The following is a 14214-nucleotide window of genomic DNA, read 5'->3' on the forward strand; positions in this document are numbered from 1 at the left end:
GCCGCTGGCCGCCAGGCTGCGGCTGGCCAGCCGGTCGGCTCAGTTGTCGTCGGCGCCGGAGTCCGTCCGTTCGCTCTCCTCCGGGATGGGCTGGAGGAGGTCGCCGTCGGCCCGACGCTCCAGCACCCCCTTGTCGAGGTGGCGCTCGATCAGGTCGTGGAGCACCTGCTTCGCCTCCGGGTCGTTCGCGCCGACCGGCTGACCGTCGGCCCGGACCACCAGGCAGTAGGCGATGTAGTGGCCGCGTACCTGCCAGGCGACCCGGGCCGGGGCGGTGGTCAGCACCTCGGTCTCACTGCCGGCCTCCAGGGCCAGGAACCGGCCCCGGCGCTGCTGGAGCATCTCCCGGATCCGTTCCCGGACCTGCTCGGCGGTGGCCCGGTCGGTGAGGTTGAACAGCCCGGCGGTGGCCAGGTGCTCACCGTCCGGTGCCCGGACGGTGCCCCGGACGACCTGGTTGCAGCCGAGCCGGACCAGCAGGTCGGCGAGGTCGTCGGTGGCCGCCACCGCGCAGCTCGCGCTGGAGTGGGTCTTGAGGACCTGGTACGCCAGTTGCCCGTCGGCGACGACCAGTTGCTGGCTCGGGAACACCTCCCGCGCGGTGAGCGGCAGCGGGTCGGTAGCGCGCGAGTCCAGGTCGGTCCGGACCGGTCCCTCGGTGCGTACCGCACCGGGCTGGACGGGCGGTGGGGTCTGCGGCTCCGACGCCGGCTCTCGTTCCATCAGCACGGCGGCGGTGCCGAGGCCGCAGATGGCCAGCAGCACCAGGGCTGCCGCGCCGCCCACCACCACCTGCCAGAGCCGGCCACCCATCCGGGGCACGCGTACCGTCGGGAACACCACGGCGGACGCCGGCGCCGCCTGCGGTGCCGCCTCCGACCCGGTGGCCGGTTCCGGGCCGCTGGCCGGTGGTGCCGTGGCCTGCGGCGCGGTGGCGTGCGGTTCGATCGCCTCCGGCGCGCCGGCCTGTGGTGCGGTGGCCTGTGGTGCGGTGGCTCCCGGTCCGGTGGCCCGGGGGTCGGTCGGGGCGGCGGGCGCGGGGGCGGTCTGCTCGGGCACCGGCGGGCCCGGGGGTGGCGCCGGAACGACGGCCCGGGCCGGCTCGACGGTCACCCGGGGGGCCGGGGGCAGGTCCGGCGTCGGGAAGCGGGAGGGGGAGGGGCCGGCGGCGCGTCGCGCGCGGGCCACCGACGGGTCGGCTCCGGCGTGCGGAAGCCCCTGCAGTGCGTCCTCATCGGACTCGTACCGGTACACCATGGCCATAGATTAAGGGCATTACTCCTTTCGGGGAGTAAAACGGGAAATTAGCCCCCGACGCTCCGCTCCGGACAACGGGCCGTCGGTGCCGGTGCCTCCGCGCCGGTAGGCGAGAATGCGGACGTGACCGGCGACCACTACTTCAGCTCCCGCCCTGCGAGCCTGCCCCAGCCGCGGCAGGTCGAGTTCTCCGTCGCCGGGCGCGACTACACCCTGGACTCCGCCGGCGGAGTCTTCTCCGCCGACCGCCTCGACCCGGGCACCGCGGTCCTGCTGCGCAAGGCCGAGCTGCCCGCGCCGGAGAGCACCGGGGCGCTGCTCGACCTCGGCTGCGGATTCGGCCCGATCGCCTGCGTCCTCGCCACCCACGCCCCGACAACGACGGTCTGGGCGGTCGACGTCAACGAGCGCGCCCGGGAACTCACCGCCGGAAACGCCGCCCGGGTCGGAGCCGCCGGCCGGGTCCGGGTGGTCGCGCCGGACGACGTACCCGACGAGATCACCTTCACCCAACTCTGGTCCAACCCGCCGATCCGGATCGGCAAGGAGGAACTGCACACCCTGCTGCGGCGCTGGCTGCCCCGGCTCGCCCCGGACGGGGTCGCCTGGCTCGTGGTCGCCCGGCACCTCGGCGGCGACTCGCTGCACGGCTGGCTCACCGACCAGGGCTGGCAGGTCGTGCGGCACGCCAGCCAGAAGGGCTACCGGGTGCTCCGCGTCACCCGGTAATTGGATGTCCCAGGCCGGTCCCGCTCGGGCAGGATGCCGGGGTGGGATACGTGGACGTGGCCGGGGTGGCACACACCCTGCCGGACGGTCGGGAACTCTTCGCCGACGTGTCGTTCCGGGTCGGCGAGGGGGCCAAGGTCGCCCTGGTCGGACCGAACGGGGCGGGCAAGACGACCCTGCTGCGGATGGTCGCCGGAGACCTGCCGGTGAAGGTCGGCGGGGTCGCCCGCTCCGGTGGGCTCGGCGTGATGCGGCAGTTCATCGGCATGATCGGAGACGACTCCACCCTCGCCGACCTGGCGCTCGGCATCGCCCCGCCCGCGCTGCGCGACGCCGGCCGTCGGCTGGTCGAGACCGAGGCGGCGATGCGGGCCGCCGAGGTGCGCGGCAAGTACAGCACCGCCGCCGGCAAGGCGCAGCTCGCGTACGCGGACGCGCTGGCCGCCTGGGGCGAGGCCGGCGGCTACGACGCGGAGGTGCTCTTCGACACCGTCGCCACCATCGTCCTCGACCTGCCCTGGGACGTCGCCCGGGACCGTCCGGTGCGGACGCTCTCCGGCGGCCAGCAGAAACGCTTCGCCCTGGAACTGCTGCTGCGCGGCCCCGACGAGGTGCTCCTGCTCGACGAGCCGGACAACTTCCTCGACGTGCCCGGCAAACGGTGGCTGGAGGCGCGGCTGCGCGAGTCCACCAAGTCCGTGCTGTACGTCTCGCACGACCGGGAACTGCTGGCGCAGACCGCCGACCGGGTGGTCGCCGTGGAGGGCGGCAGCGCCTGGGTCCACCCGGGCAGCTTCGCGACCTGGTACGACGCCCGGGTGGCCCGGCACGCCCGCCTCGACGAGCAGCGCCGCCGCTGGGACGAGGAACACCAGAAGCTGCGCGAGCTGATGCTGATGTACAAGCAGAAGGCCGCGTACAACGACGGGCTGGCGTCCCGCTACCAGGCCGCGCAGACCCGGCTGCGCAAGTTCGAGGAGGCCGGACCGCCACCCGTACCCCCGAAGGACCAGGACATCCGGATGCGCCTCACCGGCGGGCGGACCGGCAAGCGTGCGGTGATCTGCGAGGCCCTGGAACTGGACGGCCTGACCTACCCCTTCGACCTGGAGGTCTGGTACGGCGACCGGGTCGCGGTGCTCGGTGCGAACGGCACCGGCAAGTCGCACTTCCTGCGCCTGCTGGCCCGGGGCGGCACCGACCCGGACCCGGCGAACGGCCCCGTCGACGGGGCCGCCGCGCTCGCCCCGGTCGCCCACGACGGGGTGGTCCGCCTCGGCGCCCGGGTCCGCCCCGGGCACTTCTCGCAGACCCACGACCGGCCCGAGCTGATGGCGAAGACCCTCGTGGAGGTCCTCTGGCGGGGTGACGATCACCGGGCCGGCATGGACCGGCACACCGCGATGGCCGCCCTCGGCCGGTACGAACTGGCCGGCCAGGGCGACCAGCGGTTCGGCACCCTCTCCGGCGGGCAGCAGGCCCGGTTCCTGGTGCTGCTGCTGGAACTCTCCGGGGCGACCCTGCTGCTGCTCGACGAGCCCACCGACAACCTCGACCTGGCCAGCGCCGAGGCCCTCGAAGAGGGGTTGAAGGCGTTCGCCGGCACGGTGGTCGCGGTCACCCACGACCGCTGGTTCACCCGCTCCTTCGACCGTTTCGTCCTCTTCGCCGGTGACGGCGAGGTCCGCGAGACCCCCGAACCGGTCTGGGACGTCGCCTGAGACGGTAGCGGTTCGGGGCGGTAGCCGTCCGAGGTGGTAGCAGGGGACCCTTGTTACCGCTTTTTGAGTAGCAGGGGACCCCTGCAACCATCGCGGCATAGAGTTGATCTCGTGACTGAGATGACCTTCCGCCGGTTGGGTGACTCGGGGCTCGTGGTCTCCGTGGTCGGTGTCGGCTGCAACAACTTCGGCCGCAAGCTCGACCTTGCCGGAACCCGCGCGGTGGTGGACGCCGCCCTCGACGCCGGTATCAACCTCTTCGACACCGCCGACATCTACGGGCAGCCCCAGGGCGGCTCGGAGGAACTGCTCGGCGCGGCCCTGCGCGGGCGGCGCGACGACGTGGTGCTGGCCACCAAGTTCGGCATGGACATGAACGGCATGAACGGCCCGGACCACGGTGCGCGCGGTGCCCGCCGGTACGTCGTCCGGGCGGTCGAGGCGTCGCTGCGCCGGCTCGGCACCGACCACATCGACCTCTACCAGATGCATGAGCCCGACCCGGGCACGCCGATCGAGGAGACCCTTGCCGCCCTGGACGATCTGGTCCGCGCCGGCAAGGTCCGCTACCTGGGCAACTCCAACTTCAGCGGCTGGCAGATCGCCGACGCGGACTGGACCGCCCGTACCGTCGGCACGAGCCGGTTCGTCAGCGCCCAGAACCACTACAGCCTGCTGGAACGTGCGGTGGAGACCGAGGTGGTGCCGGCGTGCGAGCGCTTCGGACTCGGGCTGCTGCCGTTCTTCCCGCTGGCCGACGGCCTGCTCACCGGCAAGTACCAGCGCGGGGAGCAGCCTCCGGCGGGTAGTCGGCTCGCCGGCGGTGGCCGGTACGCGCAGCGGTTCGCCACCGCCGACTGGGACACCATCGAGGCCATCGGGGCGTACGCCGACCAGCGGGGGCTCACCATGCTCCAGGTGGCCATCGGCGGGCTGGCCGCCCAGCCGGCGGTCACCTCGGTGATCGCCGGGGCCACCACGCCCGAGCAGGCACGGGCCAACGCCGCAGCCGGTGCCTGGCAACCGGACGACGACGACCTGGCCGCCCTGCGCGCGCTCCTCTGACCACTGCGGACACCGAGACCGCCGGAAGCAGACCCGGACGGTGGGGCGATCCTGCGACCGCCCCACCCGTGTCGACCGGCGGCCGGTTCAGACCAGGCCGTTGACCCGGTGCGCGGTGCGCCCCCGTAGCGCGGCGGCCACCATCCGGGCCGTCCGGGTGGGGTGGCGGAGCACGTCGTCGGAGGTGCAGCGAACCACCCGCCAGCCCGCAGCACGTAGCGCGTGGAACCGGCTCGCCTCTCGACGGAGCAACGCCGGGTCGCGGGGCGGGCCGGGCTCGTACTCGACCGCGACCCGGCGGGTGGGGTAAGCGAGGTCCACCCGGCCGACGAACTGGCCCACGGCGTCGCGCACGTCGTGTCGTACGGTCGGCGTGGGCAACCCGGCGTCGAGCAGGAGCAGGCGCAGCCGGGTCTCCATCGGGGACCCGGCGAGCGGATCGGCCAGGGAGAGCACCTCCCGCAGCAGCGGCAGCCCGGGCCAGCCGGCGCGGCTGGCGGCGTACCCGCGCAAGGTGGGTAGGTCCACCACGCGGTGGTGCAGCAGCGCGTCGACGGCGACCACCGCCTCGGTGCGCGGTGGCCGGCGACCCAGGTCGAAGGCCGTCCGGAGCGCGGTGGTGACCGGCAACCCGGTGTGGACGGTCAGGTCGGCGTCGGGCAGGACCGAGCGGGTGACGGCCACCCGGGTGTGCGGGCGCATCCGGGCCGAGCGGGGGAGCACCACGGTGACCGGCGCGTCCGGCGGCAGCAGCCCGGCGCCCCACAGGTACGCCGCGCTCAGTCCGGCGATCGCGGCGCCGGCCGGGAGCACGAGCGCCACGGCCTCGCACCACATCCGATGGTCCTCCGGTCGGTGGGCCGCCCGGTGCACGTAGACGTCCGGCAGCAGCCGCTGCCAGGCGCGTCCGCGCAACATCGTCCAGGTGAGAAGGCCGTGGGCCACGGCGGTGCTGCCGCGGAAGGGCCGGGATTCGAGACCGGGCGGAACCTGGGGGAGGCGCGGCATCAGGACAGCATGACGTGACCGGACGGTCACGCGCTGCCCCCAGCGGGCAATTGTGAGATTTTCTCCACTGTCGTCGTTGCGGGGAAAACCGTGCCGAACTGCGGAAAAACAGACGCGGCATCCTTGGCGGATTTTCCGATCCGTCGTACGGTGTGGCACGCAAGTAACCCACGGGAGCCCGGTGGACCGGGCTGAGAGGGGGGCTGAGAGCCCCCGACCGTCGAACCTGATCCGGGTAATGCCGGCGCAGGGAGGAGAGTTGCCGTGCCGTCCCTGGGACGACTGCATCTTGTCACCGACACCCGCCCCGGACGCGATCCGCTCACCGTGGTCCGGGCCGCCCTCGGCGTCGCCGGCCCGGAGCTGGTGGTGCAGGTCCGGGTCGAGGACTCCGCCACCGACCGCGAGGCGTACGACCTGACCGGCCGGATCCTTGACCTGTGCGCGCCCGTCGGCGCGACGTGCCTGGTCAACGACCGGTTGCACGTGGCGCTCGCGGCCGGCGCGGCGGGCGGGCACGTCGGCGCGGACGATCTGCCGGTCGAGGCGGCCCGCCGGGTGCTCGGCCCCGACGCGGTGCTCGGCGCGACCGCCCGGGAACCGGTGGCCGCCGTACGGGCGGTCGCCGCCGGGGCCGGCTACCTCGGTGTCGGCCCCTGTCACGCGACCACCACGAAGGACGGCCTGCCGGCACCGATCGGTCCGGACGGGATCCGCGCGGTGGCCGAAGCGGTACCGGTGCCGGTGATCGCCATCGGCGGAGTGACCGCGGCGACGGTGCCGGCGCTGCGCGCCGCAGGGGCGTACGGAGTGGCGGTGGTCGGGGCGCTCTCCACCGCCGCCGACCCGGCCCGCGCGACCGCCGAGCTGCTCGGAGCCCTCAGGTGGTAGCAGGGGGCCCTTGCTCATCAAAAAGCGGTAACAGGGGTCCCCTGCATGCACCGGAGGTGGCGGTGGTGGGGGGCGGGGTCGTCGGGTGGGCGGTGGCCTGGCGCTGTGCCGCGCGGGGACTGTCGGTGACCGTGCACGACCCGGCATCCGGGTCGGGGGCGTCCACCGTGGCCGCCGGGATGCTCGCCCCGGTCGCCGAGGCGTACTTCGGGGAGACCGAGCTGACCGGGCTGCTCGTCGAGTCCGCTGCCCGCTGGCCGGCGTTCGCCGCCGAGCTGACCGCCGCCAGCGGCGTCGATCTCGGGTACCGCACCGAGGGCACCCTGGTCGTCGGCCTCACCGGCGACGACCTGGCCGAGGTACGCCGGCTCGGGGCGTACCAGCAGGGGCTGGGCCTGCCGATCACCTTGTTGCGCCCGAGCGGGCTGCGGGACCGTGAGCCGGCGCTCGCTCCCCGGGTGCGCGGCGGCGCGTTCGCCCCCGGAGACCACCAGGTCGACCCCCGCCGTCTGCTGGTGGCACTGCGCACTGCCGCCGAGCGGGCCGGCGCGGTGCTGGTCGACACCCCGGTCGGTCAGCTCGGCGAGCTGACCGCGCCGGCCGTCGTGGTCTCCGCCGGCTGCGGCACCGCCGCGCTCACCGGCCTGCCGGTCCGGCCGGTGAAGGGGCAGATCCTCCGGCTCCGCGCGCCCGGTGGCGGCCCGCCGGGCTTCCGGCACGTCGTCCGGGGGTACGTCAACGGCGAACAGGTGTACGTCGTGCCCCGCGTCGACGGGGAGGTGGTGGTCGGGGCGACCGTGGAGGAGCGGACGGATCCGGCCGTCACCGCCGGGGCGGTGCTGCGGCTGCTCCGGGCGGCCGTCGACCTGCTGCCCGAGCTGGCCGAGTACGACCTGGTCGAGACGAACGTCGGATTCCGTCCCGGGACTCCGGACAACGCCCCGGTCATCGGCGCGCTTCCCGGCCGACCCGGGGTGCTGGTCGCGGCGGGCCACCACCGGCACGGCATCGTGCTCACCCCGGTCACCGCCGACCTGGTCGCCGACCTGCTCACCACCGGGACCCCCGACGCGATGCTCGCCCCCTTCACCCCGGACCGGTTCGGCCCGCTCACCCGGCCGGCGACCGGCCCGTGACCCACGAACGCGTGGTACGGGCCCGTGACCCACGAACGCGTCACAGGGGTCCGGCCTCGCGAATGCGTCACACGGGCTCATGACCTGCAACGGAAGGACGGCACAGGTGGAACTGACGGTCAACGGCATCGGGCGGAGCCTGCCCGACACGGCGACGGTGACGGACCTGGTCCGCGAGGTCACCACCGACCAGCGTGGGGTGGCGGTCGCGGTCAACGGCGAGGTGGTGCCACGCACCGCCTGGCCGGCCGCGACGCTGCGCGACGGCGACCGGGTCGAGGTGCTGAGCGCGGCGCAGGGCGGGTGAGCACGGTGACCTTCGCCCTCGGCGGTACGACGTTCACCTCCCGGCTGATCCTGGGCACCGGTGGCGCGGCCAACCTGCACGTGCTGGAACGGGCGATCCGCGCCTCCGGCACCGAGCTGGTCACCCTGGCGCTGCGCCGGGTCGACCGGACCAGCGGGCACGGCGGCCTGCTGGACCTGCTCGACCGGTGCGGGGTGCGGCTGCTGCCCAACACCGCCGGCTGCTACACCGCCGGGGAGGCGGTGAAGGTCGCCCACCTGGCTCGCGACGCGTTCGACACCGACTGGGTGAAGCTGGAGGTGATCGGTGACGAGCGGACCCTCCTGCCCGACGGGGTGGAACTGCTGCGCGCCGCCGAACAGCTCGTCGACGACGGGTTCACCGTCCTGCCGTACACGTCGGACGATCCGGTGCTGGCCCGGCGGTTGGTCGACGTGGGCTGCGCGGCGGTGATGCCGGCCGGCGCGCCGATCGGCTCCGGCCTGGGCGTCACGAATCCGCACCACATCCGGCTGATCCGGCAGGAGGTCGACGTGCCGGTGGTCCTGGACGCCGGCATCGGCACCGCCAGCGATGCCGCGCTCGCCATGGAACTCGGCTGCGACGCGGTGCTGCTGGCCAGCGCGGTCACCCGGGCCGCAGATCCGGAGGCGATGGCCACCGCGATGCGTCACGCCGTCGAGGCCGGGCGGCTCGCGTACCGGGCCGGGCGGATCCCGCGCCGATTCCACGCCCTGGCCTCCACACCCGACGAGGGACGGCCGGAGCTGTGACGGCGCAGGTCGCCCGGCTGGGTCGCGGCGCGGAAGAGCTCCACCCGGGGCCGATCCCCACCACCGTCGCCATCCCCGCCGGGGTCGTCGCGCTGACGGACCGACGGCTGGCCCGACGGCCACTGCCGGAGGTCGTGGCGGCGGCGGTGGCCGGGGGAGTGCGCTGGGTGGTGCTGCGGGAGAAGGACCTGCCCCGTCCCGAGCGGGCCGCTCTCGCCGCCGAGCTGCGGGCGATCCTGACCGAGGCGGGCGGCACCCTGGTCGTCGCCGGCCCCGACCCGCTGGACGGGGACGCGGTCCACCTGCCGGCCGCCGGCCCGTACCCGCCGTCGGACCTCCCGCTGGTCGGCCGTTCCTGCCACGACGCGACCGAGTTGGGCCGACTCACCACCGAGGACTACGTGACCTGCTCGCCCGTCCACCGGACCCGGACCAAACCCGGTTACGGACCACCCCTGCACCCCGAAGGACTGGCCGACCTGATCCGGGCCAGCCCGGTGCCGGTGCTCGCCCTCGGCGGGATCGAGACCCCCGACCAGGTGCACGCCTGCGTCGCGGCCGGCGCCGTCGGCGTGGCGGTGCTCGGCGCCCTCATGCGCGCCGAGCAGCCGGCCGAGGTGGCAGCGGTGCTGACCCGCGCCTTCGAGGAGGCGGTCACCACCGGATCAGATGCCCGAAACGCCCCGACGGAGGTCTCCGACCCGGGGCTGCGGCCGGGCGTGACCACGGAGGGACCAAGCCTGACCGCCCGGAGTGGGCACGTCCGGCCGCAGCCCTCCACCGAGCCCTCCACCGAGCCCTCCACCGAGCCCTCCACCGAGCCCTCCGCGAGCACCGGAGACCGACAGTGACCCCGACGACCGTGCTGACCATCGCCGGCTCGGACTCGGGCGCCGGTGCCGGCATCCAGGCCGACCTGAAGGCGTTCGCCGCGCTCGGCGCGTACGGCACCAGCGTGGTCACCGCCGTGACCGCGCAGAACACCCGGGGCGTGGACGCCGTCCTGCCGCTGCCTCCGGCCACGGTCACCGACCAGCTCGACAGCGTGCTCGGTGACTTCCGGGTCCGGGCGGTCAAGACCGGCATGCTCGGCACCCCGGCGATCGCCGACGCGGTGGCCGGGGCGGCCCGGGCCGGACGGCTGCCGAATCTGGTCGTCGACCCGGTACTCGTCGCCACCAGCGGTCACCGGCTCGGTGTCGTCGGGGCGGTCGAGCGGCTGCTGCCGTACGCGCTGGTGGTGACGCCGAACCGCGCGGAGGCCGAGGCCCTCACCGGAGCGCCGGTGACCACGGTCGGGGAGATGGTCGCCGCCGCCGGGGCGCTCGCGGCCGGCGGCCCGGCGTTCGTGGTGGTCACCGGCGGTGACGTGGACGCCGACGACGAGGCGGTCGACGTGCTGGTCGGCGGCGGTACGACCACCGTGCTCCGCGCGCCCCGGGTGGACACCCGTCACAACCACGGCACCGGCTGTTCGTTCTCGGCGGCGATCGCCGTGCGGTTGGCGGCGGGCGACCCGGTGCCGACGGCGGTGGCGACCGCCAAGGAGTACGTCACCCGCGCGCTGACCGGCGCGCGGGACTGGGAACTGGGCGCGGGACGCGGCCCGCTGGACCACTTCGGTTGGTCCTGACGACCACCAGGGAGGCTGTCATGCAGGCACGACGCAAGGTCTACGTCGAGGGGTCCCGGCCGGACGTCCGGGTGCCCTTCACCGAGGTGGAGCTGACCGGGGACAACCCACCGGTGCGGCTCTACGACACCTCCGGCCCCGGCTCCGATCCGGAGGTCGGGCTGCCGCCGCTGCGCGGGCCGTGGATCGCCGAGCGCGGCGACGTCGCCCCGGTGCGCGGGGCCGGCACCCCGCTCGCGGGCGTGGCCGGGAAGCGGCCCACCCAGCTCGGGTACGCGCGGGCGGGGATCGTGACCCCGGAGATGGAGTTCGTGGCGATCCGGGAGGGCGTGAGCCCGGAGTTCGTCCGGGACGAGATCGCGGCCGGGCGGGCGGTGCTGCCGCTCAACGTGAACCATCCCGAGTGCGAGCCGGCGATCATCGGGAAGGCGTTCCTGGTCAAGGTGAACGCCAACATCGGCACCTCGGCGGTCACCTCCTCGGTCGCCGAGGAGGTGGAGAAGCTGACCTGGGCGACCCGGTGGGGCGCGGACACGGTGATGGACCTCTCCACCGGCCGGCGGATCCACGAGACCCGGGAGGCGATCGTCCGCAACTCGCCGGTGCCGATCGGGACGGTGCCGATCTACCAGGCGCTGGAGAAGGTCGGCGGTGACCCGGTGGAGCTGAGCTGGGAGGTGTTCCGGGACACCGTGGTCGAGCAGGCCGAGCAGGGCGTGGACTACATGACGGTGCACGCCGGGGTGCTGCTGCCGTACGTGCCGCTGGCCGTCGACCGGGTGACCGGGATCGTCTCCCGGGGCGGGTCCATCATGGCCGCCTGGTGCCTGGCCCACCACGAGGAGAACTTCCTCTACACCCACTTCGCCGAACTCTGCGAGATCCTGGCGCGCTACGACGTCACCTTCTCCCTCGGCGACGGGCTGCGGCCGGGCTCGATCGCGGACGCCAACGACGAGGCCCAGTTCGCCGAGCTGCGAACCCTCGGCGAGCTGACCGGCGTCGCCTGGGAACACGACGTGCAGGTGATGATCGAGGGCCCGGGACACGTGCCGATGCACAAGATCAAGGAGAACGTGGACCTCCAGCAGGAGTGGTGCCACGAGGCCCCGTTCTACACGCTCGGTCCGCTGACCACCGACATCGCGCCCGCGTACGACCACATCACGTCGGCCATCGGCGCGGCGATGATCGGCATGTTCGGCACCGCGATGCTCTGCTACGTGACGCCGAAGGAGCACCTCGGCCTGCCCGACCGGGACGACGTGAAGGCCGGTGTGATCGCGTACAAGATCGCGGCGCACGCGGCCGACCTGGCCAAGGGGCACCCCGGTGCGCAGGCCCGGGACGACGCGCTCTCCAAGGCCCGGTTCGAGTTCCGTTGGGAGGACCAGTTCAACCTCTCGCTGGACCCGGAGACCGCGCGGGCGTACCACGACGCGACCCTGCCCGCCCAGCCCGCGAAGACCGCGCACTTCTGCTCGATGTGCGGGCCGAAGTTCTGCTCCATGAAGATCACGCAGGAGTTGAAGGACTACGCGGCCCGGGGCATGCGGGACAAGTCCGAGGAGTTCGTCGCCTCGGGGAGCCGGGTCTACCTGCCGCTGGCCTGACCGGTCAGTCGCGCTGGTGTCGTCCGGGGGCGCGGAGGGTACGCCGGTCACCCGGGTCCGAGGAGGCGGTGGTGTCGGGCATCGGCTGGCCCAGCTGGGCGACCCAGTCGACGTACTCCTCGTCGTGCGGGAGCAGGGCCGGCTCCTCCCGCTCGCGACCGCCGGTCCCCTCCGACCGGCCGGCGGTGCCCGCGCCGCCCGGGGACCGGTCGCGTCGGAGCAGGCCCCGCAGCTTACGTAACCCGCCGGCGACCGAGGCGTCGCCCTGCTCACCGGTGGTTCCGGCCGGTCCGGGACCGGCGACCGCCGAGTCGCCGTGCGCCCCCGGCCCGGTGCCGGTCGACGTGTCGCCGGCATACCGGGTCGGGTCCGGGCGCGACCAGTCCAGGCCCCCGGTCGACACGGCCTCCGTCGTGCCGGGCGGACTCGGCCAGTCCGTCGTGCCCAACCGGTTCCGGTCGGCGCTGGTGGCCTGGGGAACGTGCCACGGGAGTCGCCCGATCGGCTGGGGCCCGGCGGCACCGGACGACTCTCCGGCGGCGTCTCCGGTCGGGCCTGAGCCCGGGCGGCCCGTCGCGCCTGGACCGGCGGGGACCTCGGCGCCCTCCTCAAGCCGTTCGGGACCAAGCCGCTCGGGACGAAGCCGTTCGGGGCCGGGCCGTTCGGGACCGGGCTGCTCGGGACCAAGCCGCTCGTGACCCGGCCGCTCGTGACCCGGCCGCTCGACCTGCGCGGGTACGGTCGGCTCCGGCGTGGGCACGGCCGGCTGGGGGATCGTGGTCTCGAACCAGGCGGCGGGTTCGACGTCGTGGCCGGCCGCGTCGGGAACGGGCGGGGCCGTCACCACGACGCCGACCGGAGCGGGGACCGGGTCGTCGGTCGGTCGGGCCGGTGCCGGGACGGGCGGCAGCCCGGTGCCGGCCGGGAGGGGACGCAGGATGTCGGTCGGCTCGATGGCGTCGCTGCGGGTCCGGGTCCGGGCCTGGAACGGTCGCCGCAGCAGGGTGGCGATGGCCGGCGGTGACCGGCGCAGCAGGGTGGCGATGGCCGGCGGTGGCCACCGCAGCAGGGTGGCGGCGTCCAGTGGTGGTCGGCGCAACACGGTGGCGGCGGCCGCCCCGAGTGCCCCGGTCGGCACCGCGAGCAGCGCGGCCAGGTAGGGCCCGGACTGGTAGCCGTCGTCGCCCCGCCCCGGACCGGCGATCAGGTAGGCGACCGCGACCAGCAGCGGTGCCCCCACCCCGCTGGCTCCACCGAGCAGTGCGGGCAGCCCGCGCCAGCGGGCCACCCCCGCCACGGCCGCTCCGACGAGCAGGGCCAGACCGGGCAGGATCAGCATGGCCAGGCGTCCGGCGGTGTCCGGCAAGAGCCAGGCCGGGTCCAGCGCGCCGAGGCGTACGGCCGGCAGCGGACCGACCGCACCGAGCGACGGTACGACCGACAGCAGCGCGAGGAGCCAGAGCGCGGCGGTGGACGTGGCGACGTTCCAGCCCACCGGGGCGTACCGGAGCACGGCGACCGCGGCGACCGTCCCGGCCAGTGCGCCGAAAAGGGCGCTGACCGCGACGGTCAGCACCGGGTCTCCCGAGGGCACCTGCGCGTTGCGGGCCGGCAGCATGCAGAGCGGTGCGACCACCGTCGCGCCCACCGTGGCGGCCACCGCGATGGTGACCTGCACGACGGTGGTGACCGGGAGGTCGGCCCGGCGGGCGTACCGCTCGGCGACCACGGCGCCGGCCATGGTGGCGCCGACCGCGAACCAGCTCACCCAGACGAGCTGCGCGGGCCAGTGGCCGGGAGCGTCGACGAAGGACCGGGTGAACCGGAGGATGCCGAGACCGTACGCGATGCCGAGTTGGCCGGCCCCGGCCAGCGCGCTCACCCCGAGCGCCACCAGCAGAGATCTGCCCCAGGTCCGTATGGCCATGTGCGCACGTTACGGCCCGTCGACCCCGATCGCCACCAAAACGGGGCATCACGCGGCAGGCGCGCCGTCCTCGACGCCGGAAGGCGACGACAACTCAAGTACTTACCCGACGACTACGTCAGTCCGCCGGGGGTGACTACTCAATCCCCCGGTG

General features: G+C 74.3%; 13 protein-coding genes and 1 riboswitch. Of the genes, 10 read left to right on the top strand and 3 right to left on the bottom strand.

Annotation, left to right across the window (positions count from 1 at the left end):
- Positions 1-39 precede the first annotated feature (39 nt).
- On the bottom strand, positions 40-1257 hold the full coding sequence (locus tag ACIBJE_RS15150) for a hypothetical protein (RefSeq protein ID WP_396748389.1): 1218 nt from the start codon (positions 1255-1257) through the stop codon (positions 40-42).
- Positions 1258-1380: 123 nt separating this feature from the next.
- On the opposite strand from ACIBJE_RS15150, the gene ACIBJE_RS15155 reads away from it, so the two are divergent.
- The 3 genes from ACIBJE_RS15155 (at position 1381) to ACIBJE_RS15165 (ending at position 4772) form a co-directional block, all read left to right on the top strand.
- Entirely contained in the window at positions 1381-1986 is a 606-nt protein-coding gene (locus ACIBJE_RS15155) for a class I SAM-dependent methyltransferase (protein ID WP_396748391.1), read from the top strand.
- Positions 1987-2027: 41 nt separating this feature from the next.
- The gene (locus ACIBJE_RS15160) at positions 2028-3707 is read left to right on the top strand and encodes an ABC-F family ATP-binding cassette domain-containing protein (RefSeq protein WP_396748393.1); all 1680 of its coding nucleotides are present in this window, start codon (positions 2028-2030) and stop codon (positions 3705-3707) included.
- 120 nt (positions 3708-3827) lie between these two features.
- Positions 3828-4772: an aldo/keto reductase gene (locus ACIBJE_RS15165; RefSeq protein ID WP_396748683.1), complete on the top strand. Its 945-nt coding sequence runs from the start codon at positions 3828-3830 to the stop codon at positions 4770-4772.
- Between the two features lie 87 nt (positions 4773-4859).
- Here the strand turns inward: ACIBJE_RS15165 and ACIBJE_RS15170 are convergent, their stop codons facing one another.
- Complete coding sequence (locus ACIBJE_RS15170; RefSeq protein WP_396748395.1) at positions 4860-5780, bottom strand: hypothetical protein; 921 nt, start codon at positions 5778-5780, stop codon at positions 4860-4862.
- Positions 5781-5940: 160 nt separating this feature from the next.
- A riboswitch (TPP riboswitch) is annotated at positions 5941-6050 on the top strand.
- Between ACIBJE_RS15170 and thiE the strand changes: the two genes are divergently transcribed.
- The 7 genes from thiE to thiC all read left to right on the top strand — a co-directional run bounded on the left by thiE (position 6045) and on the right by thiC (position 12133).
- Positions 6045-6671, top strand: coding sequence for a thiamine phosphate synthase (gene thiE / locus ACIBJE_RS15175; protein WP_396748397.1), 627 nt, complete (start codon positions 6045-6047; stop codon positions 6669-6671). Its footprint overlaps the riboswitch before it by 6 nt.
- Complete coding sequence (gene thiO, locus ACIBJE_RS15180; protein WP_396748399.1) at positions 6665-7807, top strand: glycine oxidase ThiO; 1143 nt, start codon at positions 6665-6667, stop codon at positions 7805-7807. The genes thiE and thiO overlap by 7 nt, the downstream gene beginning before the upstream one ends.
- A gap of 106 nt (positions 7808-7913) precedes the next feature.
- Positions 7914-8114: a sulfur carrier protein ThiS gene (thiS, locus tag ACIBJE_RS15185; RefSeq protein WP_396748401.1), complete on the top strand. Its 201-nt coding sequence runs from the start codon at positions 7914-7916 to the stop codon at positions 8112-8114.
- Positions 8111-8887 (top strand): thiazole synthase, encoded by a 777-nt coding sequence (locus tag ACIBJE_RS15190; RefSeq protein ID WP_396748403.1) that lies wholly within the window; start codon positions 8111-8113, stop codon positions 8885-8887. Before thiS ends, ACIBJE_RS15190 begins: the two co-directional genes overlap by 4 nt.
- A 71-nt stretch (positions 8888-8958) precedes the next feature.
- Entirely contained in the window at positions 8959-9738 is a 780-nt protein-coding gene (locus tag ACIBJE_RS15195; RefSeq protein ID WP_396748685.1) for a thiamine phosphate synthase, read from the top strand.
- The gene (gene thiD / locus ACIBJE_RS15200) at positions 9735-10520 is read left to right on the top strand and encodes a bifunctional hydroxymethylpyrimidine kinase/phosphomethylpyrimidine kinase (RefSeq protein ID WP_396748405.1); all 786 of its coding nucleotides are present in this window, start codon (positions 9735-9737) and stop codon (positions 10518-10520) included. Before ACIBJE_RS15195 ends, thiD begins: the two co-directional genes overlap by 4 nt.
- A gap of 20 nt (positions 10521-10540) precedes the next feature.
- Entirely contained in the window at positions 10541-12133 is a 1593-nt protein-coding gene (thiC, locus tag ACIBJE_RS15205; RefSeq protein WP_396748407.1) for a phosphomethylpyrimidine synthase ThiC, read from the top strand.
- A gap of 4 nt (positions 12134-12137) precedes the next feature.
- On the opposite strand, the gene ACIBJE_RS15210 is transcribed toward thiC, so the two are convergent.
- On the bottom strand, positions 12138-14060 hold the full coding sequence (locus ACIBJE_RS15210; protein WP_396748409.1) for a hypothetical protein: 1923 nt from the start codon (positions 14058-14060) through the stop codon (positions 12138-12140).
- Between the last annotated feature and the right edge of the window lie 154 nt (positions 14061-14214).

Origin of the sequence: Micromonospora sp. NPDC050187, from assembly GCF_044459745.1 — a bacterium.
Lineage (GTDB): Bacteria > Actinomycetota > Actinomycetes > Mycobacteriales > Micromonosporaceae > Micromonospora.